Annotated in this window: 21 protein-coding genes; 9 read left to right on the top strand and 12 right to left on the bottom strand. The window is 55.5% G+C overall.

Annotated elements, in window-relative coordinates:
* Positions 1-1,422, bottom strand: coding sequence for a cytochrome ubiquinol oxidase subunit I (locus tag FHW71_RS15065; RefSeq protein ID WP_176971509.1), 1,422 nt, complete (start codon positions 1,420-1,422; stop codon positions 1-3).
* A 564-nt stretch (positions 1,423-1,986) separates the two neighbouring features.
* Here FHW71_RS15065 and yghX point away from each other — a divergent pair.
* On the top strand, positions 1,987-2,877 hold the full coding sequence (yghX, locus tag FHW71_RS15060; RefSeq protein ID WP_179452177.1) for a YghX family hydrolase: 891 nt from the start codon (positions 1,987-1,989) through the stop codon (positions 2,875-2,877).
* A gap of 30 nt (positions 2,878-2,907) precedes the next feature.
* On the opposite strand, the gene FHW71_RS15055 is transcribed toward yghX, so the two are convergent.
* The gene (locus tag FHW71_RS15055; RefSeq protein ID WP_008107191.1) at positions 2,908-3,270 is read right to left on the bottom strand and encodes a winged helix-turn-helix transcriptional regulator; all 363 of its coding nucleotides are present in this window, start codon (positions 3,268-3,270) and stop codon (positions 2,908-2,910) included.
* 97 nt (positions 3,271-3,367) lie between these two features.
* Here FHW71_RS15055 and FHW71_RS15050 point away from each other — a divergent pair, with 97 nt between their 5' ends.
* Complete coding sequence (locus FHW71_RS15050; RefSeq protein WP_179452176.1) at positions 3,368-4,222, top strand: SDR family oxidoreductase; 855 nt, start codon at positions 3,368-3,370, stop codon at positions 4,220-4,222.
* 323 nt (positions 4,223-4,545) lie between these two features.
* Positions 4,546-6,204: an alpha,alpha-trehalase TreF gene (gene treF / locus FHW71_RS15045; RefSeq protein ID WP_052026007.1), complete on the top strand. Its 1,659-nt coding sequence runs from the start codon at positions 4,546-4,548 to the stop codon at positions 6,202-6,204.
* 87 nt (positions 6,205-6,291) lie between these two features.
* Here treF and FHW71_RS15040 read toward each other — a convergent pair whose 3' ends face one another.
* Positions 6,292-7,110: an alpha/beta hydrolase gene (locus FHW71_RS15040; protein WP_179452175.1), complete on the bottom strand. Its 819-nt coding sequence runs from the start codon at positions 7,108-7,110 to the stop codon at positions 6,292-6,294.
* A gap of 216 nt (positions 7,111-7,326) precedes the next feature.
* Between FHW71_RS15040 and FHW71_RS15035 the strand changes: the two genes are divergently transcribed.
* A complete protein-coding gene (locus FHW71_RS15035; protein WP_179452174.1) occupies positions 7,327-8,916 on the top strand; it encodes an MFS transporter in 1,590 nt (529 codons plus the stop codon).
* On the opposite strand, the gene FHW71_RS15030 is transcribed toward FHW71_RS15035, so the two are convergent.
* Complete coding sequence (locus FHW71_RS15030; protein ID WP_179452173.1) at positions 8,917-9,825, bottom strand: LysR family transcriptional regulator; 909 nt, start codon at positions 9,823-9,825, stop codon at positions 8,917-8,919. It lies immediately after the preceding gene.
* Positions 9,826-9,968: 143 nt separating this feature from the next.
* On the opposite strand from FHW71_RS15030, the gene FHW71_RS15025 reads away from it, so the two are divergent.
* Positions 9,969-11,840, top strand: a complete 1,872-nt coding sequence (locus FHW71_RS15025; RefSeq protein WP_179452172.1) for an amidohydrolase — start codon at positions 9,969-9,971, stop codon at positions 11,838-11,840.
* A gap of 90 nt (positions 11,841-11,930) precedes the next feature.
* Here FHW71_RS15025 and FHW71_RS15020 read toward each other — a convergent pair whose 3' ends face one another.
* The gene (locus FHW71_RS15020; RefSeq protein WP_179452171.1) at positions 11,931-12,878 is read right to left on the bottom strand and encodes a sensor domain-containing diguanylate cyclase; all 948 of its coding nucleotides are present in this window, start codon (positions 12,876-12,878) and stop codon (positions 11,931-11,933) included.
* Between the two features lie 379 nt (positions 12,879-13,257).
* On the opposite strand from FHW71_RS15020, the gene FHW71_RS15015 reads away from it, so the two are divergent.
* The 4 genes from FHW71_RS15015 to FHW71_RS15000 all read left to right on the top strand — a co-directional run bounded on the left by FHW71_RS15015 (position 13,258) and on the right by FHW71_RS15000 (position 18,967).
* Entirely contained in the window at positions 13,258-16,503 is a 3,246-nt protein-coding gene (locus FHW71_RS15015) for a transporter substrate-binding domain-containing protein (RefSeq protein ID WP_179452170.1), read from the top strand.
* Entirely contained in the window at positions 16,500-17,204 is a 705-nt protein-coding gene (locus FHW71_RS15010) for a response regulator transcription factor (protein ID WP_008107174.1), read from the top strand. Before FHW71_RS15015 ends, FHW71_RS15010 begins: the two co-directional genes overlap by 4 nt.
* A 131-nt stretch (positions 17,205-17,335) precedes the next feature.
* The gene (uxuA, locus tag FHW71_RS15005; RefSeq protein ID WP_179452169.1) at positions 17,336-18,400 is read left to right on the top strand and encodes a mannonate dehydratase; all 1,065 of its coding nucleotides are present in this window, start codon (positions 17,336-17,338) and stop codon (positions 18,398-18,400) included.
* 153 nt (positions 18,401-18,553) lie between these two features.
* Positions 18,554-18,967 carry an ester cyclase gene (locus FHW71_RS15000; protein ID WP_179452168.1) on the top strand — a complete coding sequence of 138 codons (414 nt, stop codon included), beginning with the start codon at positions 18,554-18,556 and terminating at the stop codon, positions 18,965-18,967.
* Here FHW71_RS15000 and FHW71_RS14995 read toward each other — a convergent pair.
* From FHW71_RS14995 to FHW71_RS14965, 7 genes are all read right to left on the bottom strand, one after another.
* Positions 18,950-19,372: a MarR family transcriptional regulator gene (locus FHW71_RS14995; RefSeq protein ID WP_179452167.1), complete on the bottom strand. Its 423-nt coding sequence runs from the start codon at positions 19,370-19,372 to the stop codon at positions 18,950-18,952. The genes FHW71_RS15000 and FHW71_RS14995 overlap by 18 nt on opposite strands.
* A 118-nt stretch (positions 19,373-19,490) precedes the next feature.
* A complete protein-coding gene (gene fabF / locus FHW71_RS14990; protein ID WP_179452166.1) occupies positions 19,491-20,753 on the bottom strand; it encodes a beta-ketoacyl-ACP synthase II in 1,263 nt (420 codons plus the stop codon).
* A gap of 36 nt (positions 20,754-20,789) precedes the next feature.
* A complete protein-coding gene (locus FHW71_RS14985; protein WP_036649142.1) occupies positions 20,790-21,332 on the bottom strand; it encodes a helix-turn-helix domain-containing protein in 543 nt (180 codons plus the stop codon).
* A 180-nt stretch (positions 21,333-21,512) separates the two neighbouring features.
* On the bottom strand, positions 21,513-22,205 hold the full coding sequence (locus FHW71_RS14980) for an amino acid ABC transporter permease (protein WP_061720264.1): 693 nt from the start codon (positions 22,203-22,205) through the stop codon (positions 21,513-21,515).
* A 15-nt stretch (positions 22,206-22,220) separates the two neighbouring features.
* Positions 22,221-22,907, bottom strand: a complete 687-nt coding sequence (locus FHW71_RS14975) for an amino acid ABC transporter permease (protein ID WP_218889374.1) — start codon at positions 22,905-22,907, stop codon at positions 22,221-22,223.
* 111 nt (positions 22,908-23,018) lie between these two features.
* Positions 23,019-23,834, bottom strand: a complete 816-nt coding sequence (locus tag FHW71_RS14970; protein ID WP_154155229.1) for a transporter substrate-binding domain-containing protein — start codon at positions 23,832-23,834, stop codon at positions 23,019-23,021.
* A 20-nt stretch (positions 23,835-23,854) separates the two neighbouring features.
* The gene (locus tag FHW71_RS14965) at positions 23,855-24,592 is read right to left on the bottom strand and encodes an amino acid ABC transporter ATP-binding protein (RefSeq protein WP_179452164.1); all 738 of its coding nucleotides are present in this window, start codon (positions 24,590-24,592) and stop codon (positions 23,855-23,857) included.
* Between the last annotated feature and the right edge of the window lie 8 nt (positions 24,593-24,600).

Below are 24,600 nucleotides of genomic sequence, written 5' to 3'. Positions count from 1 at the left end.
TTAGTGCTCCCCACTCTTTTCGCTATGGGTTTTGGCCGCCGACAACGGACGCGCTGGCGTGTGATGCTGACCCGGACCACCGTGATCAACCTCTTTACCTTCGCCGGTCACCGGACCCTCTTTGATCAGACGCATCATGTAGAGGTAACCGACACCAAACACCGACGAGTAGACCAGAATGAACGCCAGCAGGCTGATGCTCATGTGCATATCGCCATGCGCGGAGACCGCATCAATGGTGCGCTGCACGCCATAAACCACCCAAGGCTGACGTCCAATTTCGGTAGTAAACCAGCCGGCCAGAATGGCGATCAGACCCGATGGCCCCATCAGCAGTGTGAACCACAGGAACGGACGCGAGTGATACAAACGGCCTTTGAAACGCAGCCACAAAGAAACCACGCCGAGCGTAATCATCAGCAGGCCTAGCGCCACCATCACGCGGAATGACCAGAAGATGATGGTCGAGTTCGGGCGATCCTCTTTCGGGAAGCTCTTCAGCGCAGGAATCTGCTTCTCCAGGCTGTGCGTGAGAATCAGGCTGCCAAGGTATGGGATTTCCAGCGCGTACTTGGTGCGCTCCTGCTCCATATCCGGCACACCGAATAGAATCAGCGGCGAGGCTTCACCCGGCTTGTTTTCCCAGTGTCCTTCAATTGCCGCGATTTTCGCTGGCTGATGTTCAAGGGTGTTCAGGCCGTGCGCATCACCGATCATTGCCTGAATCGGTGCCACTATCAGCGCCATCCACAGCGCCATCGAGAACATCTTACGAATCGCTGGATTGTCGTTACCGCGCAGCAAATGCCATGCGCCCGACGCGCCGACAAAGAAGGCGCTGGCGAGGAAAGCACCCACCGACATGTGGAACAAGCGATAAGGGAACGAAGGGTTGAAGATGATTTTCAGCCAATCTTCCGGCACCACGATGCCATTCTGGATGATGTAGCCCTGCGGCGTATGCATCCAGCTGTTTGACGCCAGAATCCAGAAGGTGGAGAAGATGGTGCCGAGCGCGACCATGCAGGTTGCGAAGAAGTGCAAGCCTGGACCGACGCGGTTCCAGCCGAACAGCATCACGCCAAGGAAGCCCGCTTCAAGGAAGAACGCGGTTAACACTTCATAGGTGAGCAGCGGGCCGGTAATACTGCCAGCAAACTGTGAGAAACCACTCCAGTTAGTGCCGAACTGGTACGCCATCACCAATCCGGATACCACGCCCATGCCGAAGTTAACGGCAAAAGCTTTCGACCAGAAATGGTAGAGATCGCGATAGGTCTCGTTACGGGTTTTCAGCCACATCCCTTCAAGCACCGCCAGGAAACTGGCGAGACCGATGGTGATGGCTGGAAAGATAATATGGAAGGAAACAGTAAATGCGAACTGAATCCTGGCCAGATGAAAGGCGTCTAATCCAAACATTGCTTACCTCATTGCCACAAATTACACCGAATTTTTACTTATAATTAACAAGCAGAGCGCAGCGGTTATTTCGCCGTGCTTAAAGAAATGTCGCGCCAATGTAAAAGGAAGTGGTGCGAACGAAAAGATACAGGGGAAGTCGGTAAAACTATAACAGTGTTTTTTGATTTCGATCATTGTTTTCAGCAGAAACTAATACTTTAAAATCACTATGTTAAGGTTAATCACCCTCACTCATTGTGACAATATTGTTATTATTTTACGTTTATTCCCGCTGTGCTTATCAGGTAACCACTTCATTTATTTATTTTTTAGTGCGCAGAAAAAAGGCGTTATTTACTGCTCCTCATTAGAGCATGTAAATATTTCCGGACAGATCGGGATGATCAGGATTGTTAATTAAAAGATAATTAATTTAAAACGAAAAGCGTAATTCCTGCTGCTTATTGGTGACGTGATGTAAACGTGGTGACGTTAACCTGCTGCGGCATGGCATTTGCCAGCGGCGACAAGCTGTGCTTTTTTAGAGCAGTAATCAACCAGTTAAACAGCGAAGGAGAGGTTATGGCCCGTCTTACTGCACAGGATTTCCCTCAGGAACTGCTCGAGCTTTACGATTACTACGCCCACGGCAAAATCAGCAAACGCGAATTTATCTCGATGGCGGCGAAATTCACCGTTGCGGGCATGGCGGGCGCGACATTATTGAGCGCGATGAGCCCCAATTATGCGCTGGCGCAGCAGGTGGAATTTACCGATCCGGCGATCAAACCGGAGTACATTCACTATCCATCACCGCAAGGTCACGGCGAAGTGCGCGGCTATCTGGTGCGTCCAGCCAATGCAACCGGCAAAGTGCCTGCGGTGGTGGTGGTGCACGAGAATCGTGGCCTTAATCCGTATATCGAGGATGTGGCGAGACGCGTAGCGAAAGCCGGTTATATCGCGCTGGCACCGGATGGCCTGAGCTCGCTGGGCGGTTATCCGGGCAATGATGATGAAGGCAAAACGATGCAGGCTAAAGTCGATCCGACTAAGTTGATGAATGACTTCTTCGCCGCGATTGATTTCCTGATGCACCACGAGGAAGGCACCGGCAAAGTGGGCATCACCGGCTTCTGCTACGGCGGCGGCGTCGCCAATGCGGCTGCAGTCGCGTTCCCCGATTTGGCCTGTGCGGTGCCGTTTTATGGCCGCCAGTCTAAAGACGAAGATGTGCCGCGCATCAAAGCGCCGCTGTTGTTGCACTACGCCGCGCTGGATAAAGGCATCAACGAAGGTTGGCCAGCCTATGAAGAGGCGTTGAAGGCCAATCACAAAGTCTACGAAGGCTATGTTTATCCGGGCGTGAATCATGGCTTCCATAATGATTCGACGCCGCGTTACGACAAAGCCGCCGCCGAATTAGCCTGGAGCCGCACGTTGGGTTGGTTTGAGAAGTATTTGCGCGCGTGATTGCTGTGGTCGCCATAAATGGCGACCACCTTAATGCGCCTTCAATATCCGATGCACATTGCTCTCCAGCCAATCCGCCAGCCCTGTCACCTGCCCTTCCACTTCGCGGCCTAACGACGTCAAACGATACTCGACGTGCGGCGGCACCACTTCATAGGCAATGCGCTCAACAAAACCATCCTCTTCCATATAGCGCAGCGTCTGCGCCAGCATGCGTTCGCTGACGCCGCCAATCTTGCGACGCAGCTCGCTAAAGCGCAGAGTTTCTTCGCGCAGCGCCAGTAAAATCAGTACGCTCCAGCGGCTGGTAATGCGTTTCAGCACTTCGCGCGACGGGCAGTTCACGTTAAGCAACTCACCACGTGTAAATTTTTCACTCATCTTTTCAGACATTTAACTCACCCATCTCAAACTAACAAATCTGTAAGTACTTACTAAAAGTTAGTTTATCGCTTAGGCTGTTTTCATACCAGTTCAAAAGGAGAACAACATGATTGCGATTACAGGTGCCACAGGCCAACTGGGCCGTTTGGTGATTAACGAGTTACTGAAAAAAGTGCCAGCTAGCGACATCATTGCCGCGGTGCGTTCGCCGGAGAAAGCGGCCGATCTGCAAGCATTGGGCGTGACGCTGCGTGCGGCGGATTACAGCAAACCGGAAACGCTGCAGAGCGCCTTTGCTGGCGTCGATAAGCTGCTGCTGATCTCATCCAGTGAAGTCGGCCAGCGTGAAGCGCAGCACAAGGCAGTGATCGAGGCGGCAAAAGCCGCCGGCGTCGGCTTTATCGCCTACACCAGCTTGCTGCATGCCGACACTTCACCGTTGGGTTTAGGCGTTGAGCATCGTGCGACTGAAGCACAGCTGAAAGCCTCCGGCATTCCGTTCGCGCTGCTGCGTAACGGCTGGTACACCGAAAACTACGCGGCGAGTATTGCACCAGCGCTGGCGCATCATGCCTTTATTGGTGCGGTGGGTGAAGGTCGCATCGCCTCGGCGGCGCGCGCTGATTATGCGGCGGCGGCGGCCGAAGTGATCAGCCGTGACGACCAGGCTGGCAAAGTGTATGAGCTGGCTGGCGATGACAGCTACACGCTGGCGCAGTTCAGCGCCGAGATTGCCAAACAGTCGGGCGAGCAAGTGGATTACATCAACCTGCCACAGGCCGAATTTGCCGCCGCGCTGAAAGGTGCCGGTTTGCCGGATGGCTTGTCCGAGATGCTGGCGGATTCAGATGCCGGTGCCGAAAAAGGCGGATTGTTCGATGATAGCCATACGCTGAGCAAACTGATTGGCCGTGCGACCACGCCGTATGCGGAAGTGATTAAGGCGGCGTTACAGAAGTAAGGTTAACCAGGTTGGCATTTATGCCGACCTGGTCAATCACCGCTGCGTTTGCCATCAATTGATCAAGCCATCCCATGCTTTTTCACGCAAATTTTAGCGATTTTCTTAAATACAGATAATTCTGCGTACCTATTTAAACATCCATCCTAAACGCCGCTTTCATTTCCTGAAATATAGTCCGTTGTAATCGCTGAAAAATCATAAAAACACCGGATCCATCGACATGATTTATTACGTTCATAGATAAATCGCATTGTTGTTTCGCCCGTTCAGAGCTCTATAATTTGTTCTTTACGCATTCAAGAATTTACCAGGAGGCTGCTATTAATACTAACCAACAGCAATATAACGCTTTCGAGGATCGACGCGCTGATGCTGAACTGGAGTATCAATATAATCCTCATGAGTTCGTTCGCGAAGGTATGCAGGATTCGGAGCCGGAACCCGAGCTGATTGAAGGTCTGCCCGCGCCGGATGCGCTGACGCCTGCCGATCGCTACATGGAGCTGTTTGAGCAGGTGCAGACATCGCACATATTTGCCGACAGCAAAACGTTCCCGGACTGCGCACCAAAATTCGATCCGCTGGATATTTTAATTCGTTTTCGTCGTCGTAAACGCGCAGCGGATTTTGATCTGGAAGCATTCGTGCATGAACATTTTTATTCTCCTCAGGTGAATGAGAGTTTTTATGTTTCCAATCCGGATAAAACTTTAACTGAACACATTGACGATCTGTGGCCGGTGTTAACCAAAATGCCGCAGCAACATTTAGCGCACTCATCGCTGCTGCCGTTGCCGAAACCTTATGTGGTTCCCGGCGGTCGATTTGGAGAAACCTATTACTGGGACTCCTACTTCAGCATGCTCGGTCTGGCCGATGCCGGTCGCGATGATTTGCTGCGTCACATGGCGGATAACTTCGCCTGGCTGATTGATAACTACGGTCACGTGCCGAACGGCAACCGGACTTACTACCTCAGCCGCTCGCAGCCACCGGTGTTTGCGCTGATGGTTGAACTGTTTGAAGAGGATGGCATTCGCGGGGCGAAACGCTATCTTGATCAGTTGATGAAAGAGTATCAGTTCTGGATGGATGGCGCGGGCGAGCTGATGCCGCATCAGGCCTATCGCCACGTGGTGCGCATGCCAGATGGTTCGCTGCTCAACCGTTACTGGGACGATCGCGACACGCCGCGCGATGAATCGTGGCTGGAAGATATTGAAACCGCGAAGAAATCAGGTCGTCCGGCGAATGAGGTGTATCGCGATCTGCGTGCCGGAGCCGCATCGGGCTGGGATTACTCCTCACGCTGGCTGCGCGATCCGCAGCGTCTGGCGAGTATTCGCACCACGCAATTTATTCCGATCGATCTCAACGCGTTCCTCTACAAGCTGGAGCTGATGATTTCGACGCTGTCCCATGCCAAAGGCGAAGAGCTAACGGCGCTGGCGTGGCAGAAAAAAGCCGATGCGCGTAAGCAGGCGATTCACCGCTATCTGTGGGACAACACCGCCGGTGTTTACCGCGATTACGACTGGCGCCGCGAGCGCTTTGGCGCCTTTACCGCCGCAGCAGTGGTTCCGCTGTTCCTTGGTCTCGCCTCACCCGAGCAGGCGCACTTGCAGGCCGTTGCGCTGCGTCATCTGTTGTTGACGCAAGGCGGTTTGCTGACCTCGATGGTGGAGAGCGGCGAGCAGTGGGATAAACCCAATGCATGGGCGCCGCTACAGTGGATGGCGGTTGTCGGTTTGAATCACTACGGTGAAGAGACGCTGGCGACAGAAATTGCCGTTAACTGGCTGAATACGGTGAACAATTTCTACTCACTGCATCATAAGCTGGTGGAGAAGTATGACATCAGCGGCGATCGTGCCCGTCCGGGTGGCGGTGGTGAATATCCGCTGCAGGACGGCTTCGGCTGGACCAACGGCGTGACGCGCAGATTGATGACCATGTATGGGCATTTGCTGGCAGATTGATTAATACGCACCGTAGGGTCGCCATTCATGGCGACCGTTTCACATATTGCGCATTTGGTCGCCATTAATGGCGACCGCTAACGACTTCTACTTCTGCAAAAACGCCAACAAATCCGCATTCAGCTGATCCTGATGCGTCACCGCAAATCCATGCGGACCGTTCTCATAAACCTTCAGCTCCGACCCTTCAATCATCTCATGCGCCAACTTACCGGTGGCTTCAAACGGCACGATCTGGTCGTTGCTGCCATGAATCACCAACGTCGGCACATCAACTTTAGCGATATCCGCGCGGAAATCGGTCTCAGAGAAGGCCGTGACACAATCAATCGTGCCTTTCAGCGACGCCAGCAGCGCGATGTTCAACGTCTGCGTCAGCACGCCATCAGAAACGGTTTGCCCGGCGTTGATGCCATAGAACGGCGTGGCGAACTCTTTGATAAATTGCGCGCGGTCTTTACGCAAACCCTCTTTAATGCCATCAAACGCGGCCTGCTCTACGCCTTCTGGATGATCGGCAGTCTTGCCGAATATCGGGGTTACCGCGCCCAGCAACACTAATCCTTTCACTTTCGCCGTGCCGTAGCGGCCGATATAGCGCGTCACATCGCCGCCACCCATTGAGAAGCCCACCAGCGTCACGTCGTCTAATTGCAGATGCTCAATCAGGCCATGAATATCATCGGCAAAGGTATCGTAATCGTAGCCTTCCCACGGCTGTTCAGAACGGCCAAAGCCGCGGCGGTCAAAGGCAATCACGCGGTAGCCGCGCTCAGCCAGGAAATTGAGTTGGCTATCCCACATATCGGCATCCAGCGGCCAGCCGTGGCTAAACAGCACCGGTTGGCCCTTGCCCCAATCTTTGAAGTAAAGGTTCACGCCGTCTTTAGTCTTGAAAGTGCTCATATTTTTGCTCCGTTAGTGAGTGATGTTGTGTCTGTCAATCAAACTACATCGAGCTATGGGAAAAACCTAAAGCAGAGATTTTGACAACTTGTTCAAGGTTTTTGGTGCTGCAAAGCTGTCAAAAAAGCCTGAACAAGTTGAGGAATTTTTTCCGCTATCAAGCACGCGGCGGGATTCGTAAGGTGCTTACATCGCCTCTCTTACAGGAACATGATGATGAGCCAGCCCACTTCCGCTACGTCGCGCAGCAGCGCTTTCTCACCCTTTGGTTACGGGCTGTTTGCCCTGATCTGGACCGCTTCAGTGCTCGGCAACACCGGCAGCTTTATCCGCGATGTCGCCAGCGCCTGGCTGGTGACCGGACTCTCCGATAACCCCACGGCGGTGGCGCTGATGCAAACCGCCGCCACCTTGCCGGTGTTCCTGCTGGCGCTGCCGGCTGGCGTGCTGTCGGATATCGTCGATCGCCGCCGCCTGCTGATTGTAGTGCAAATACTCATGGCCAGCGTCAGCGGCACCTTGCTGCTGCTATCGCACAACAACTGGCTCACCGTGGAATGGTTGATCGGCCTGACCTTCGTCGGCGGCATTGGCGCAGCGCTATTTGGTCCCGCCTGGCAGGCGATTGTGCCAGAACTGGTGCCACGCCATGAATTGAAAAACGCCGTGGCGCTCAACTCGCTCGGCATCAATATCGCGCGCGCCATTGGTCCGGCGACCGGCGGTTTGCTGCTGGCAAGTCTGGGAGCGATGGCGGCTTATGGCGCCGATGTGGCGAGCTACTTTTTCGTCATCGCCGCGCTGCTGTTGTGGAAGCGCCCAGCGAAAGCCAAAACCGAACTGAATGAACACTTCTTTGGCGCGTTTCGTGCCGGGCTACGCTATGTGCGGGCCAGCCACGATCTGCACCGCGTGCTGCTGCGTGCCGCGCTCTACTTCGCTTTTGCCAGCGCTATTTGGGCGCTGCTGCCGCTGGTGGCGCGCAGCATGCTGCACGGCACCGCAGGCTTCTACGGCCTGCTGCTCGGTGCGGTCGGCGGCGGTGCGATTGCCGGTGCGCTACTGCTGCCGCGCCTGCGCAGCGTGCTGAGTAACGATGGCTTGCTGCTGCTCTCGGCGCTGCTGAGTGCGCTGGTGATGCTGGCGCTGGCGTTCAGTCCGCCGCAGTGGCTGGCGCTGCTATTGATGCTGGTGCTGGGCGTGGGCTGGATCATCGCGCTAACCACCTTAAACGGCGTGGCGCAGGCAGTGCTGCCGGATTGGGTGCGCGGTCGCGGATTAGCCGTCTATTTGATGGTGTTCAACGGCACGCTGGCGGGCGGCAGTTTGGCGTGGGGCCTGATTGCGCAGCATGCGGGACTCGGCAATACGCTGCTGATTGCCGGTGCGGGATTGATTATTAGCGCGCTGCTGCTGAAGCGTCTGGTGTTGCCCGCTGGTGAAGCCGACCTGCAACCGTCGCTGCACTGGGCGGAACCGCAGCTGGATGCCGATACCGATGTGCGTCGCGGGCCGGTGTTGATTCAGATCCGCTATCGCGTGCTGCCGGAAGATCGCGCTGCCTTCAAACAGGCAATCCACAAGCTGGCGCATGCACGTCGTCGCGACGGCGCGTATTCATGGGGATTGATGGCGCAAACCGACGATCCCAACGCGTTGCTGGAGTGGTTTTTGGTTGAGTCGTGGCAGGAGCATTTACGCCAGCACCAGCGCGTTTCCCACGCTGATGCCGAGTTACAGCAGACGGTGCTGCAATACCATCAGGGCGAGGAAGCGCCGTTGGTCAGCCACCATATCGCCATCTGATTAAGCCGGCAGATAGACATCGCGCAAACCTGGCAGCGTGAGTAAGCGCTCGCGCCACCAGGTTGCCGCATTACCGCAGGCGCTTTCATTCCACGCCAGATACGCCATATCGCGGCGGCATTCGCTATCCAGCTGACGCGCCACCAACGCCCCGCTTGCCAGATGTGGAAGCGCCAGATAAAGCGGCAGATAGCCGCAGCCAAGGCCATCCAGCTGTGCCTGCAGTTTGGTAGGGAAATCATGCACGCTCAGGGTTTTCTGCTCATCCAGCACGCGTAAATCAATGCCCGTGCCGTGGCGCGAAGAGTCATGCACCGTAACGGCGCGATACTGGCGGATCTGCTCGCGCGGCAGTGGTTCCGGCGCGGTAGCGAGCGGATGATTAGGCGCGACGGCAAACACATACTCGAGCCAACCCAGCGGCTGGCAGACAATCTCTTTGCGCGTGGCGGGTTCCTGCACCGCGCCAAAGACAATGTCCGCTTCGCCGTAGTTGAGCGCTTCCCAGCAGCCGGAAAGGACATCCTGGCGGAATTGCAGCTGGGTGTGCGGATGCTCCTGATAAAACTCATCGATCAGCGGCGTCAAAATGCTAAACGGCACCGATGCATCTACGCTTATTACCAGCTGGCTCTCCCAACCGCTCTCCACGTAGCGCGCCTGCTGTTCCAGCTCATTCACCGCGCGCAGCAGCGTGCGCCCTTTCTCCAGCATCAGGCGGCCGGTGGGCGTAAAGGTGGCGCGATGGCCGGAACGATCGAGCAGCGTGATTTTGAGATCGCTCTCCATTTTCTGCACGGTGTAGCTCAATGCAGACGCGGTTTTGAACAGCCGCGCCGCTGCGGCAGCAAAGGTGCCGTGGCGATCCAGTGCGTCCAAAATCAACAGCGCCTCAAGGTTTAAACGCATGGCCAATCCTCCCCAAAAATTGTTGAACAACAACCCCAAAACAATCCGTTATCAATAAACGCTCTCATTTCGTATTTTTTTAACCAACGAAGCAAGCGCTTTAACACTGACTCAGCCCGCAACGCGAAATCTTTTGGAGAATGATGATGACAACGGCCTCACTGATTTTTACTAACGGCAAGTTTCACACCGTCGATCGCACTAATCCGCTGGCAAGCGCCGTGGCGATTAAAGACGGCAAATTCCTTGCCGTGGGCAGCGAAGCCGAGGTGATGCGCTTCGCCGGCAATAACACACAGATTATTGATGCCAAAGGCCATACCGGCATTCCCGGCCTCAATGATTCGCACCTGCATCTGATTCGCGGCGGGCTGAATTACAACCTTGAGTTGCGCTGGGAAGGTGTACCGTCGCTGGTGGATGCGCTGCGCATGCTGCGCGATCAGGCGCTGCGTACGCCGTCGCCGCAATGGGTGCGCGTAGTCGGCGGCTGGAGTGAGTTCCAGTTTGCCGAACGCCGCATGCCGACGCTGGATGAGATCAACGCCGCCGCGCCGGACACGCCGGTATTTATCCTGCATCTCTACGATCGCGCCCTGCTCAACCGTGCGGCGCTGCGCGTGGTCGGCTACACCAAAGACACGCCGAACCCGCCGGGCGGCGAGATCCAGCGTGACAGCAATGGCAATCCTACCGGCATGCTAATCGCCCGTCCCAACGCCATGCTGCTGTACGCCACGCTGGCGAAAGGTCCAAAATTACCGCTGGAACAGCAGGTTAACTCCACGCGTCAGTTTATGCGCGAGCTCAATCGCCTCGGCCTGACCAGCGCCATTGACGCGGGCGGCGGTTTCCAAAACTTTCCAGATGATTACGATGTGATTTCCGAACTGCATGCCAAAAAGCAGCTGACGGTGCGCATCGCCTACAACCTGTTTACCCAGAATCCCGGCCACGAACTGCAGGACTTTGAGAAGTGGACCGATATGCTGAAACCCGGTCAGGGCACCGATTTCCTGCGCCACAACGGCGCGGGCGAAATGCTGGTGTTCTCAGCGGCAGACTTTGAAGACTTCCTCGAACCGCGCCCCGATCTCGCGCCGGGCATGGAAGATGAGCTGGAGCGCGTGGTGCGACATCTGGTAGAGCATCGCTGGCCGTTCCGCCTGCATGCGACTTACAACGAATCGATCAGCCGCATGCTCGACGTGTTCGAAAAAGTGAACCGCGACATTCCGTTCAACGGCTTGCACTGGTTCTTCGACCACGCAGAAACCATCACCGAAGCCAATATCGAGCGGGTTAAAGCGCTGGGCGGCGGATTGGCGGTGCAGCATCGTATGGCGTTTCAGGGCGAATATTTTGTTGATCGCTACGGCAAAGAGGCCGCCAAACAGACGCCGCCGGTGGCGCGCATGCTGGAAGCCGGCGTGCCGGTGGGATTGGGCACTGATGCTACCCGCGTTGCCAGCTACAACCCGTGGACCGCGCTCTACTGGCTGGTCTCCGGGCGCACCGTCGGCGGCATGCAGCTGTACGATGACAATGCGCGTATTGACCGCGAAACCGCGCTGATGCTGTGGACCAAAGGCAGCGCCTGGTTCTCGAACGAGCAAAGCGCTAAAGGCGAGATTAAGGTCGGGCAGCTGGCGGATCTGGTGCTACTGTCGAAAGATTTCTTCAGCGTGCCGGAAGAGGAGATCAAAGGGATTGAGTCGGTGCTGACGCTGGTGGATGGCGAAGTGGTGTATGCCGCAGGCGGATTTACGCCGCTGTCACCGCCGCCCGTGCCGGTGCTGCCTGAATGGTCGCCGGTAGTGACGGTGCCAGGCCACTATCGCAGCGCACCGCCGCAAGCGAATGGTCGCGCCGCCATGATACCAAAAGTACACCAGTGCAGCGGCCCGTGTGGCGTGCACAGTCACTCGCACGATGTGGCGCGCCAGTCATCGGTGCCGGTGTCGGATAATAATGCGTTCTGGGGGGCGCTGGGATGCTCGTGTTTTGCGTTTTAAGTAAGAGGCCAAACCGTTGTCGTAGGGTCGCCATTTATGGCGACCAAATGCGCAATATGTGAAACGGTCGCCATGAATGGCGACCCTACATCAACCCGCCAACCCAAAACCCTGCTTACCGTTCTTCTTGATCTGATACATCGCCTCATCGGCGCGCGTCAGCGCCTCATCGAAGCTGTCGCGTTCCTGTACCTGGGCAATACCAATCGATGCACCAATCTGCGCATGGCCGTTATCAATATCAAACGGCGTCAGCGCAGCATCCAGCACCGCCTGCAGCAAAATGCGTACTTTCGGATAGTCGATCAGGAACGGCATCAGCAGCACAAACTCATCGCCGCCAAGTCGGCCAATCACCACGTTTGGTGGCAACACGTCGGTGATGCGCTGACCCAGCTGAATCAACACCTCATCACCGCTGCGATGCCCCAGCGTGTCGTTAACGTGTTTGAAGTTATCAAGATCGATAAACGCCACACACAGCGGTCCCTGCGCTTTCATCTTGCTGAACTGCGTATGCAGCGCGTGGCGGTTGGTCAGTCCGGTAAGCGGATCGTGATGCGCCAGCGATGAGAGCTGCGCTTCGTACTGCTTCTCTTTGGTCATATCGATGTGCGTGCCGGTGACTTTGATCGGATTACCCGCTTCGTCCCATTCGGTGACGCGTCCGCGATCCAGCACCCATTTGATGTTGTCGTTCTTGCCCAGCATGCGGTGCAGCGCTTCGTAGTAAGGCGCGCGCCCTTCTATATGATCGTAAAAGGCTTTCAGCACTTCGTCGGCGTCATCCGGATGCAGGCGATCGCGCCACACATCAAACTGGGCTTTGGTCTCTTTCGGCTGAAAACCCAGCATCGCGCCCCAGCGGCGGTTAAAAATCACCAGTTTGCCGCTGGGAATATCCAGCTGCCACAAACATAAACCGGTTCCATCCAGCGCTGCACTCAGCTTATTACGCGCGTCATGCGCTATACGCTTTAATCGCGCATTATGCTTTTTCAGGTTCTGAATCTGCTGACGTAGCGCTTCTTCTGACATGGTCGGCTGATGGAGAGGAAATAAGCGCTATTTTGCCTGCCAGGAAGTTTCTGTAAATAAAACAAATGAAAAGCCGATTAGCAGCGGTAAATTGGAGAAACTTCAGGAGTTACGTCGAAAGTTTCCAGTGAAAACAGCTGACTAAACTTACTTAAGTACCAGCATTTAATAAACTCTACGTTATTCATCTGCTTAAACATCTCAACTCACCTATTGTTATCCGCGCACCATTTTTCAGATATTTCTTAACTGACATTTAATTCCTGCAGAGTTGCGTGCCGCTATGTGATGAAACCTGACGCAGCTAACACACCGTCAGAAGGTTGCGCGGCCACGCTGGCGGTGCAGAACGCTGACATAGATGGTTGAGAGTTGATTCGTGGGCAAACGCATTCTGAGCATGATTTTCCTGTTGGGCTGGTGCTTCTCTGCCTGGGGTGCTTCCACACTCAACTTCACGCCACGTTACGGATTGATTTCTCCGGAAGTCACCCTCAATCCTGAAAGCCAGCGCTGGCTGGCGCGCCATGCGGTATTACGCGTGGGCGTCTGGAGCCATACTTTACCGCCTTATTCGGTGGAATTTGAAAAGAATGCTTTTGAGGGGCTATCCGCCGATTACCTCGCCATCGTCGCCAAAACGCTTAACCTGCCAGTGGAAATCAAACGCTATAAGACTCGGCTGGAGTTGGTTGATGCGCTCAATAACAAGCAAGTCGATCTGATTCCCTATTATCCGCAGGCCGCCAATCACGAGACGAAACTGGCGCTCAGCATTCCGTATTCACTGGCGCAAAGTGTGTTGATCAGCCGTCGTCAGGCAAAATTTGATCGCGAATTAAAAGACAGCCGCTATCGCCTGATGTACTACGGCGATGATGAGTTGCGAGATCTGCTGCATAAACGTTACCCCAATGCGAGCTTAGCTCCCGCGTCGCCTCCACTCTGGGCGTATACCGATACAGCCTTAAATGAAGACACCGTGTTCTGGAGCAACTCTGCTACACAACGTTATTTGTCACAGCGCGGTCTGCAGAACATTATTGAAGGTCATAGCACGCCTTACATGAACGACGTGGATGCTCGCTTTGCCACACGCGCCAACAATGCGCCATTGATCGCCGCGATTAATGAGATTCTGACCAATATTCCGCTGCGTAACGCAGTACAGATCGCGGAAGCATGGGGACTGGATTATCAGTCTGTGGTGAAAAACCATCCGCTGGATCTAAGCGAAGCCGAGACGCGCTGGCTGGCGCAGCACCGGGACATCACGGTGAATTATGATCCGACACATCTGCCTTTCACCTTTCTGGATGGCAAGCAGCGCATCGCCGGGCTGAGCGTGGAGTTGCTGAAACTCATCTCACAGCGCACCGGTATCCGCTTTCGTTACCAACCGATGCAAGGTTTGAGCTCCATGCGCGATGCGCTGGTTAACCAACGCGATTCTCTGATCGTTGTGAGCGATGCCGCTTCCCAGCAAAGCGATCACATCCGCTATACGCGCACCTATATCTATTCGCCCTGGGTAGTGATGACACGCAGCGACAGCAAATGGCGCAGCTTTGATGAGATGGCAGGTAAACGCATCGGTATTTATGAGCGCTCCTATTATCGTTTTGATCTGCGTCAGCGCTGGCCTGCCATCGATTTTAGTGAAAATGCCGTTTCAATCGATGCACTCGGGCAGCTACAGGATAAGCAGGTTGACGGCTTTATCGTGCCTTATGAATCCGCGCAATATTTACTGAATAACCACTTCAATGACCGCTTCAGAGTGGCGTTTGTCGCGCCGTTGCCGATGTTTCGCATGGCGATGGCCGCCAATGCGGCGGATGAACACCTCATCTCAATCCTGAATAAAGCATTGTCGGATATTCCCCAACCTACGATGCAATCTCTGATGGAGCGTTGGATCAAATACACGCCACCGGCCACCAGCACTTCATGGCAGAGCTATCGCAGCTACGTGCTGCGCATCGTTGCCGTGGCTGGCGTCTGCCTGCTGTTTTTCCTGTGCCGCAACCATCTGCTGAAGTCTTCGCTGGCGAAGCAACGCCAGCATGAGCGAGAAATGAGTAGCCAACTGCACTACATCGAAACCCTGCTGGATGATGTCCATAAGGCCAAACGGGCTGCGTTGCGCTCTAGCGAGGCCAAAAGCACGTTTCTCTCACATATGAGTCACGAAATTCGCACCCCGCTCGCGGCGCTGATTGGCTTGCTAGAGATTGAGCATTTAGGCCAAAGCGATCCCCAGCAACGACAGAAAAATATCGATTTGGCGTGGCAATCTTCACGTTCGCTGCTGTCACTGGTGGGCGACATACTCGACCTGGCGAAAATCGAATCCGGCCATTTCAGCATTCGTCTTCTGCCGATGTCGCTAAGCGATGTGGTGCACGATACCGAAGCGCTCTTTCGCCAGGTGGCCCATAACAAAGGGCTGGCACTGAATGTAATGCTGGATATCGATCAAGATGCAGTGCTGTTTGATCCCGTTGCGCTAAAGCAAATCCTGGCGAATCTGGTCAGTAATGCCATCAAGTTCACTACGCATGGCGAAGTTGAAGTGGCGTTGTATCAGGCCGAAGTCAGCAAACCCGAATACGTACTGGAAGTGTGTGACAGCGGCGTTGGCCTGACACCCGAGCAACAAAAAGCCATTTTCGAACCCTTTATTCAGGTTGATCAGGGCACTAATCGCGTCAGTGGTACCGGCCTTGGCCTCAACATTTGCCGTCGCCTGGCGGTGATGCTGGGCACCGAGTTGCATGTAGAGAGTGAACCGAATGTAGGAAGCGTATTCATGCTGCGCTTTACCGCCCAGCCTGCGACGTTGACCGACGCAGAAGTTGAGCCGGTGGAGGAACATCCGCAGGTGTCACTCAGAATGCTAATTGTCGATGACAACGCCACTAATCGCCTGCTGCTGGCGCAGCAACTGCGTTACGCCGGACATCATGTGCTGGTGGCGGAAGGCGGTGAAGAGGCGCTGGCATTGTGGCGCGAACACGAAGTTGATCGCGTCATCACCGACTGCAATATGCCCGGCATGGATGGCTTTGAATTTACCCGCCAGTTACGTATTGAGGAGAAGCTACTAAACCGGCGTGCGGTACCGATTTATGGCCTGACGGCGATGGCCGAAGAGCGCGTAGCACAACTCGCGACGCAGGCTGGCATGGATGGTTGCCTGTTTAAACCGCTGGAGCGCACGCAACTGCTGCGGGTGGTCACTGGCAATATCGCCAGCAGTACACGCAATGAAACCCTGCTCACTTTGGAAAACCTGGCAGCCAACGATCCGCAAGCCTGGTGCGATCTGGTCACCACCGCACAGCAACAAAATGCGCGCGACCTTGCCCAACTGCAGCAAGCCGCTCTGGCAGAGGATTTCGCGGGTGCACGCCACGCCGCACATCAATTACTCGGCAGCGCCAAATTGCTGCGAGCTGAAAGTCTGCAACAGAGTTGCCTCGCCGCCGAACAGGCAGCAGAGCAACGAGAGAGTGTGTTTTTGCAACAACTGATACCCGCAGTTACCACCGCAGTTGCAGAACTGGAAGCGCTCTTCCATCACGCACTGAAAAAGAATCCCAATAATGAGGTGAAACCATGAAACAAGATGCAATCTGGCAGGTTGCCGTATTAGATGATCATCCACTGATCGGCAAAGCTATTCAGTACCGACTGGCGCAGGAAGCGCTGCTGGATCTGGCGGGTGCTTTCTCTCAGCGTCAGCAGTTGATGGCTTTTTTACAGCGTCACTCAGTAGATGTCCTGGTGTTGGACTACATGCTTGGCGAGGAGGAACTCGATGGCCTGCAGATGGTAAAACAGCTGCGCGTGCGTTATCCGGAGATGAAAATTTTGGTTTCCTCAGCGGTGGAAAAACCCGCGATAGTCCAGTTGCTGTTGAAAGCAGGTGTACATGGCTTTGTGGGTAAAAGCGAAGATCAGGAAGTGCTGATTGCCGCCTTGCACCAGGTTTGCCGTAACAAGCGTTTTCTCACCCGCGACATGTTGCTGGAGATGGACAAGTTTCAGGAAAGCGACCGGGAAATGCATGATTACCTGCTGCCGCGCGAGCTCGGCGATGACATTGCATTGCTGCTACGTGAGCTAAGCCCGCGCGAGCTGGAAGTGATCCGCTGCTATCTTGACGGCTTAAGCGTCACGCAAATCGCCGGTAAATACGCGCGCAGTCGCAAAACCATCAGCGGGCAAAAGCAGACCGCGCTGCGCAAACTGGGGCTGCGATCCGATCTGGAACTCTTCAAATACAAAGAGCATTTCAGCGATCTGGCCGTGCATCTTTGAGCCTCGCTTAATGCGGATAAATTGTGTTCTGTGACGCGGATCAAGGCTTATTGAACGCACCGTGCTGTCATGATGTTTACTAGAATGGTAGTTTATCAGTTATCACAGACACGATAACGGTGGATGACATTATGCAACTGACAATGCGTTGGTTTGGTCCGAAAGAAGATAAAGTTTCGCTGGAATATATTCGTCAGGTGCCGGGCGTGCGCGGCGTAGTGGGCGCGCTGTATGACGTGCCGGTGGGCGAAACCTGGCCGAAAGAGAAGATTAACGCGCTGGTTGAGCAGGTGCATGCCGCCGGGCTCACCGTGGAAGTGATCGAAAGCGTCAACATTCACGACGACATCAAAATCGGTCTGCCGAGCCGCGACCAATATATCGAAAATTATAAGCAGAGCATCCGCAACCTGGCCGAGGTTGGCGTGAAGGTGATTTGCTACAACTTCATGCCGGTGTTCGACTGGATGAAGACCGACATGAACTACGTGCTGCCAGACGGCTCGCTCACCATGGCGTTCGAGAAGAAAGGCATCGATAAGAGCCTCGACGAAGTAGTACAGGAAGTGCTGGGCAACTCCAACGGTTTCGCCCTGCCGGGCTGGGAACCGGAACGTCTGGCAAAAGTGCAGGATCTGTTTGCTCAATACAAAGATGTGGATGACGCGAAACTGCGCGAAAACCTCTCTTACTTCCTGAAAGCGGTGATCCCGGTATGTGAAGAAGTGGGCGTGAAGATGGCGATCCACCCGGACGATCCACCGTATTCGATCTTCGGCCTGCCGCGCGTGGTGAAGAACCGCGACGATCTCGACTGGATCTGTAACGTGGTCGATTCTGAGGCCAACGGCATCACGCTGTGTACCGGATCGATTGCCGAAGATCCGAGTAATGATGTGTACGCTATTCTGGCTGAATTCTCGCGCCGCAAACGCATTCCGTTTGCCCATGTGCGTAACATCAAGATTATTCAGGATAAAGATTTCTACGAGTGCGCGCACCCAACGGAATACGGTTCGCTGGATATGTATAAAGTGCTGCAGTCGATGCATGACAACGGCTTCGATGGCTACATCCGTTCGGATCACGGCCGCTTTATCTGGGGCGAAACCGGCCGTCCGGGCTACGGCTTGTACGACCGCGCGCTGGGCACCACCTATCTGCTGGGATTGTGGGAAGCGCTGGGCAAGCGCTGAGTTTTACGCGGTGCGCACATTTGCGCCATCGTAGGGTCGCCATTCATGGCGACCTTCCCAACCAAACACACCGCACAAGCTATCAAACTCCCCCTTCCAACTTGCCGTTAAATATATACAGTTAAACTGTATATATTTAACGGAGACTTCCCCATGTCAGAACTAAACAAAGCCGTTGTACGTCGCTTCAATCAGCAGGTGATTGCCGAAGGCGACCGCCAGGCTTTCGATCAACTCGTTGCCGAAAACTTCATTAACCGCTCAGCGCCAGCGGGCGCACCCAGCGATCGCGAAAGTCTCTGGCACACTTTCGATAAGATCCTGCGCCCCGCTTTCTCCGATCTACAGGTGCATATAGAAGCTCAAATCGCCGAGCGCGATTGGGTCACCACGCGCAAAACGATAACCGGCGTTCACAACGGATCGCTGATGGGCATCGCACCCACCGGTTTACCTGTAACCATTGCGGTGATTGATATGGTGCGAATTGAACAGGGAAAATACGCGGAGCATTGGGGCATGAACACGCTGGCGGCGGTGATGGCGCAGCTACAGCAGTTTGCGTAACGCAGCCAGCCCTTTTTGCAGATCGTCGCGATCCTGCTGCCCGAGCGTTGCATCGATGCGCGCCGCAATCCACGCTGCGCGCTGTTCACGTGCGTCGGCCAGCGCAGCGCGTGCCTGATCGCTCAACACGATCACCTGCGCCCGCGCGTCATGCGCGCTTTTTTGCCGCAGCACCAAACCTTGCGCCTCCAACTCGTTGATCACTAAACGCATGCTTTGATGCTTCACGCCGCGCAGACGCGCGAGATCGGCGATAGAGAGCGCGTCATGGCTATCGAGCAGATCCAGGGTTTCATATTGCGAGGTGCGCACGGTCGCGGTGCTGACGCGGACGTTGCGTACGAAGTGACTAATCAGCTGACGGAGCTCTTCCGCCAGCTGCTGGGTTGCAATTTCAGTGCTCAAAGGGGGCCATTCCTGCGCGCTATCGTTGCCGTATTATAGGAAGGTGCGCATGAATGCGCACCCTACGAAAACCTGTCCAAACGACCGTTTTACGCTTAACTGACGTGCATCAGAAAACCTATTGCCAGGCTTTAAACAACAAACTGGCATTCACACCGCCAAAGCCAAAACCGTTGGAGAGCGCATAGGTCATCGCCGTTGGCTGCGGTTTTAGCGCCACCAGATTCAGCCCGGCTGCCGCTTCATCCGGATGCTGCAGATTCAGCGTCGGCGGAGCAACCTGATCGCGCAGCGCCAGAATCGAGAAGATCGCTTCTACGCCGCCCGCCGCACCGAGCAAATGTCCGGTGGCCGATTTGGTGGAAGTGATCGCCACCTTGCTGCCAGCGAACAGCGCGCTAATTGCGGCCAGTTCGCCCTTGTCGCCGACCGGCGTCGACGTGGCATGCGCATTAATATGCTGCACCTCGCTCGCGGTAATGCCCGCCTGCGCCAGCGCGGTTTCCATCGCCCGACGCGCGCCTTCGCCATTTTCCGGACCGGCAGTGAGATGGTAAGCATCGGCGCTGGTGCCGTAACCTACCAGCTCCGCCAGCGGTATTGCGCCGCGCGCCTCTGCATGTTCCAGCGATTCAATCACCAGCAATCCCGCGCCCTCGCCCATAACAAAACCGTCGCGGTCACGATCAAACGGACGTGAAGCCTGCTCAGGACGATCGTTAAAACCGCCTGACATCGCTTTCGCTGCAGCAAATCCGGCCAGGCTCACGCGATGGATCGCTGCTTCGGTGCCACCGCACAGCGCGATATCCGCTTCGCCACTGCGAATCATTCGTGCCGCATCGCCAATCGCCTGCGCACCCGCCGCACAAGCCGTTACCGGCGCGCCAATCGGCCCACGAAAACCGTGCGCAATCGAAACGTGTCCGGCCGCCAGATTGGCGAGGAACGAAGGAATGGTAAACGGCGACAGACGGCGCGGCCCACGCTCGGCGGTGGTTTCTACCGCGTTAGCGATCTCGTTAAAACCGCCGATGCCGGTGGCGATCACCGTGGCGGTGCGCTGCTGCTGCGCGCTGTCCTGTGGGAACCAGTTGGCCTGCGTCAGCGCTTCATGCGCCGCCACCAGCGCGAACTCGATAAAGCGATCCATCTTCTTGCGATCTTTGGCGGCAATAATGCCGTCGGGATTGAAACCATGTTGTGGATCCTGCTCCAGCGTCGGCACCTGTCCCGCCACTTTGCACGCGATATCCTGCACCATCTCCGGCGGCAAGGCGCTAATGCCCGATTTTCCCGCCAGCAGCGACTGCCAAACCGCTTCCGTGCCGCAACCCAGCGGCGATACCAGCCCCATGCCGGTAATGACAATTCGTTTCATCTTTAACTCCTTAATCTGCAGGTGCTGAGTTGCACCTCAGCATGATGATTGCAGCGCTGGCGGCGCGAATTTCTGGGTGTTATCTCCAGCGCGTTTTTTCTGCAGATAATCATGGCGATAGTGCATCATCGGCTCTGCTGCCGGGCCGGGCACCATCTGATATTTATCCAGCGTCAGCGGCTGACCGTTTTCGCTATCGACCATCTGCATCTTCACCGGGCGCTGCGTGGCGGTTTCCACCAGCTGCATCTGACGACCTTCCGGCGAGAAATGGGTGCTGCCCCATTCGGTCAGCGCCAGAATCACACCGCGAAAATCGCGGCCAACAGCCGTCAGGTGATATTCGAAGCGTGCCGGGCTGGTGCTGTAACACACCTTCTCCAGCAAGCCATCGTCCACCAGCTCTTTCAGCCGCCGCGACAAGATGTTGGGCGCCACGCCGCTGCTTTTCTGGAACTCATCGAAGCGGGTAAAACCGGCCAGCGCATCGCGCATGATCAGTATGCTCCAGCCATCGCCAATGCGCCCAAGGCTGCGTGCAATGGGACAAGGCATGTTGTAGAGCGGTTGGTTTTTCAAGGTTGGTTATCCGACATCGGTGTGATGTCGGATACTGTTGCAGAGTGACTTTCATTTTGCAAGTTACTTGCAGAATGAAAGTTTGTAGCGAGCATAAAAAAAGGTGCGCATGAATGCGCACCCTACAAAAACCTTACCCCGCACTCATCCCGTAGGGTCGCCATTTATGGCGACCTGGGTTTACGTCCGCACCCGCAATCTCGCCTCGATCTTATCGGCGATCTTGGTGACCACATACGCAATCACCATATAAAACACCACCGCCACCAGGAAGGCTTCGAGATAGTAGAAATTCAGCGCCGCCGTCAGCTGCGCCTGAGCAAAGATATCCACCACTTCGATGGCAAACGCCAGCGACAGCGCTTTCATGATCACCATAAAGGCGTTGGCCAGATCGGGAATCGCCGCCACGATAATCTGCGGGAACATCACGCGGCGGAACAGCTGGCCGCCGCTGTAGCCGAGCGACAGCGCCGCATCCGATTGTCCGCTATCAAACGAGTTAAGCGCGCCCTTCCACACTTCCGCCTGAAACGCCGCGACGCAGGCGCTCAGGGCGACGATGATGATCACCCAGTTCGGCAGCGAGTGCGCATTCACTTTCACGCCAAACAGTGTGGCAACGAAGTCCAGCGCCGGTGGCAAACCGTAATAGGCGAGGAAAATTACCACCACCATCGGCACGCCTTTGAAGGCAATCTTGTAAGCGATCACCAACTGGCGCAGCACTGGAATGCGGCGATGTTCAATGAAGGCAAACAGCCCGCCGAGCAGCGTCGAGCAGATAAACACCGTTACTGCCATCAGCAACGTCACCGGCACCGCATCGAGAATGCTCCAGAAGTCCGGCAGCAAAACCTCAAGATCAAACATGGTTTCTCTCCCTCATCAGACGCTGGTGAATTTGACGCGTGCAGCGGTTTTCGAGCTGTACTTCGCGTGACGTTGTTCGAAGAAACGGATAATCAACCAGGCTACGCCGCACAGCAGCGAATAGAGCACCGCCAGCACCAGATAAGTGCCGAACTGATATTGGTTGTAGTCGCGTTCCATGATCAGATGCGCAGTCGCCATCACATCCGCCGCACCGATGTACATCACCAGCGCCACGTTATGAATCAGATAGATAATCGCATTGCCGTAACCCGGCAGCGCATAGTGCACCGCTTGCGGACCAACAATGCGCAGCATTTTCTGGCGAAAGCTGTAGCCCATGCTGTCGGCGGCGTCATGCTGGCCGCTCTCCACGGCGAGAAATGCCGGGCGCATCACTTCCGACAGATAACCGCCGTGATAGAGGCTCAGGCCAATCATCGCCGCGATATTGGCGGTGACAAAATCGCTGAAGCCAAACTGCTCGGCCACCAGCGGCAAGCCATAAAAAGCGACAAACAGCTGCAGCACCACCGGCACGCTGCGCGCGTACGAGACATACAAATCGACACACTGGCTGATGACCGGGATGCGGCGCACGCGGAATACGGTGGCGATCAGCGCCAGGAAGAACCCGACGATCATCGCGACAAACATTATGCCAAGCGTCAACGGCAGCGCCGAGAGCAGCTCGGGAATCATCGAAGTCAGATTCACGGTGAAACACTCCTGCTAAAAAAGAGCCGGTGAATGCGTTGTAGGGGCGGCCTTTGGCCCGCCCTTTCCAACGCATCATCGAGCACAGTGAATCGCTTACTTCATATACTTAGAAACGTCTTCGCCAAACCACTTCTGCGCCAGCTTATCCAGCGTGCCGTCGGCTTTCAGCTGTTGCAGCGTTTTGTTGATGTCATCATTCAGCGCCTGGTTCTCGGCCGAACGGTGAATCAGCACGTAGGTATTGTTGATGGCCACCGGCTCGCTGGCTTTGATTGCCAGTTTCTGGTTGTCGATCACCGTTTGCTCGCCAAGGTTCGAAGGCAGGATCAGCGCATCATATTTGCCACGCTGCACCTCTTTCAGACGGTCCGGATAAGGCACGCCAGCGCTCGAGGCTTTGATCTCAACCTTGTCGTTCGGGTTTTCCTGCTGCCACTGCGTCACGAATTTGTACACGCCGCCGCCGGCGGTGACTGGAACGATGTTCTTGCCAACCAGATCTTTCATGCTGTTGATGGTGCTATCGCTGCGGCTGTAGATCTTCATCAGGCTGGCACCGATCGGCGCATCCGGGATCAGGAACTGTTTGCTACGCGTTGGCGCTTTGTAGTAACCGCCGGTTGCCATGTCATATTTGCCAGTCGCGAGGCCGGTTTCCTGGGCGATATCCGCCGCACCTTCCATCACGAATTTGTACTGCGGCAGTTTGGCGTTGATGGCTTTCAGCACGTCCGGCTCGTAGCCCTGCGGCTCGTGACCAATCGCGCCCCACGACAGCGGTTTAGATTCCGCTGCGGTGGCAATTTTGATGGTGCGCACCGCATCCGCGAAGCTGTTACCGCTGATCAGTGCCAGCGCGATGATGCCAGGCGCGGCCAGGCGACGTAATGTGGTTTTGATTGCAGGCATGTCGTTGATTCCTTTAATTATTAGAATACGCGCTCTGAATTGAGGAACTGAGCAAGTCGCGGCAGGGTTGGATTATCGAACATCTCAGTCGGGCTGCCCTGCGCGGCCACCACGCCCTGATCCATAAAGACGATGCGGTTCGAAATACTTTTGGCGAACTGCATTTCATGTGTCACCAGCAGCGAGGTAATGCCGGAGGACGCCACATCTTTAATCACTTTCAGCACCTCGCCCACCAGCTCCGGATCGAGCGATGAAGTTGGTTCATCAAACAGCATCACATCAGGACGCACCGCCAGTGCGCGGGCGATGCCGGTACGCTGTAGCTGCCCACCGGAAAGCTGCGATGGATAGTGATCGAGCTTGGCGCCCAATCCGACGCGATCCAGCTCCTGCACGGCGATATCGCGCGCTTGCTGCTTGCTTTTGCGTTGAATGACGATCAGCGGATCCATCACGTTTTCCAGCACCGTCATGTTTTTGAACACGTTGAACTGCTGGAACACCATCGCGGTACGCAGGCGGATCGCCTGGATCGCCGCTTTATCCGGTGACTGATAATCCATGCGGATCTGATCGAGCTGAATGGTGCCCGACGCCGGTTTGGCCAGATAGTTAATGCAGCGCAGCAGCGTAGTTTTACCGGTGCCGCTTGGCCCGATGATCGACACCACATCGCCGCGTTTCACCGACAGATCGACACCTTTCAGGATCGGCGTGCTGCCGTAAGAGAGCTTAATACCGTTGAGTTCTAACATGCAGCAGC

It is taken from the genome of Enterobacter sp. Sphag1F (genome assembly GCF_014193275.1).
In the GTDB taxonomy this organism is placed as follows: domain Bacteria; phylum Pseudomonadota; class Gammaproteobacteria; order Enterobacterales; family Enterobacteriaceae; genus Pantoea; species Pantoea symbiotica.
The sequence above is the reverse complement of the archived record's forward strand: the minus strand, read 5'-3'. Positions and strand labels throughout refer to the sequence as shown.

Excerpts from the sequence above, each read along its gene's own strand:
- FHW71_RS15065 (WP_176971509.1), bottom strand. The coding sequence starts at position 1,422 with ATGTTTGGATTAGACGCCTTTCATCTGGCCAGGATTCAGTTCGCATTT.
- FHW71_RS15020 (WP_179452171.1), bottom strand. The coding sequence starts at position 12,878 with ATGTCAGAAGAAGCGCTACGTCAGCAGATTCAGAACCTGAAAAAGCAT.
- FHW71_RS15010 (WP_008107174.1), top strand. The coding sequence starts at position 16,500 with ATGAAACAAGATGCAATCTGGCAGGTTGCCGTATTAGATGATCATCCA.
- FHW71_RS14975 (WP_218889374.1), bottom strand. The coding sequence starts at position 22,907 with ATGATTCCCGAGCTGCTCTCGGCGCTGCCGTTGACGCTTGGCATAATG.
- yghX (WP_179452177.1), top strand. The coding sequence starts at position 1,987 with ATGGCCCGTCTTACTGCACAGGATTTCCCTCAGGAACTGCTCGAGCTT.
- FHW71_RS15055 (WP_008107191.1), bottom strand. The coding sequence starts at position 3,270 with ATGTCTGAAAAGATGAGTGAAAAATTTACACGTGGTGAGTTGCTTAAC.
- FHW71_RS14970 (WP_154155229.1), bottom strand. The coding sequence starts at position 23,834 with ATGCCTGCAATCAAAACCACATTACGTCGCCTGGCCGCGCCTGGCATC.
- FHW71_RS15050 (WP_179452176.1), top strand. The coding sequence starts at position 3,368 with ATGATTGCGATTACAGGTGCCACAGGCCAACTGGGCCGTTTGGTGATT.
- FHW71_RS15035 (WP_179452174.1), top strand. The coding sequence starts at position 7,327 with ATGAGCCAGCCCACTTCCGCTACGTCGCGCAGCAGCGCTTTCTCACCC.
- FHW71_RS14980 (WP_061720264.1), bottom strand. The coding sequence starts at position 22,205 with ATGTTTGATCTTGAGGTTTTGCTGCCGGACTTCTGGAGCATTCTCGAT.
- FHW71_RS14965 (WP_179452164.1), bottom strand. The coding sequence starts at position 24,592 with ATGTTAGAACTCAACGGTATTAAGCTCTCTTACGGCAGCACGCCGATC.
- FHW71_RS15040 (WP_179452175.1), bottom strand. The coding sequence starts at position 7,110 with ATGAGCACTTTCAAGACTAAAGACGGCGTGAACCTTTACTTCAAAGAT.
- FHW71_RS15000 (WP_179452168.1), top strand. The coding sequence starts at position 18,554 with ATGTCAGAACTAAACAAAGCCGTTGTACGTCGCTTCAATCAGCAGGTG.
- fabF (WP_179452166.1), bottom strand. The coding sequence starts at position 20,753 with ATGAAACGAATTGTCATTACCGGCATGGGGCTGGTATCGCCGCTGGGT.
- FHW71_RS15025 (WP_179452172.1), top strand. The coding sequence starts at position 9,969 with ATGATGACAACGGCCTCACTGATTTTTACTAACGGCAAGTTTCACACC.
- uxuA (WP_179452169.1), top strand. The coding sequence starts at position 17,336 with ATGCAACTGACAATGCGTTGGTTTGGTCCGAAAGAAGATAAAGTTTCG.
- FHW71_RS15030 (WP_179452173.1), bottom strand. The coding sequence starts at position 9,825 with ATGCGTTTAAACCTTGAGGCGCTGTTGATTTTGGACGCACTGGATCGC.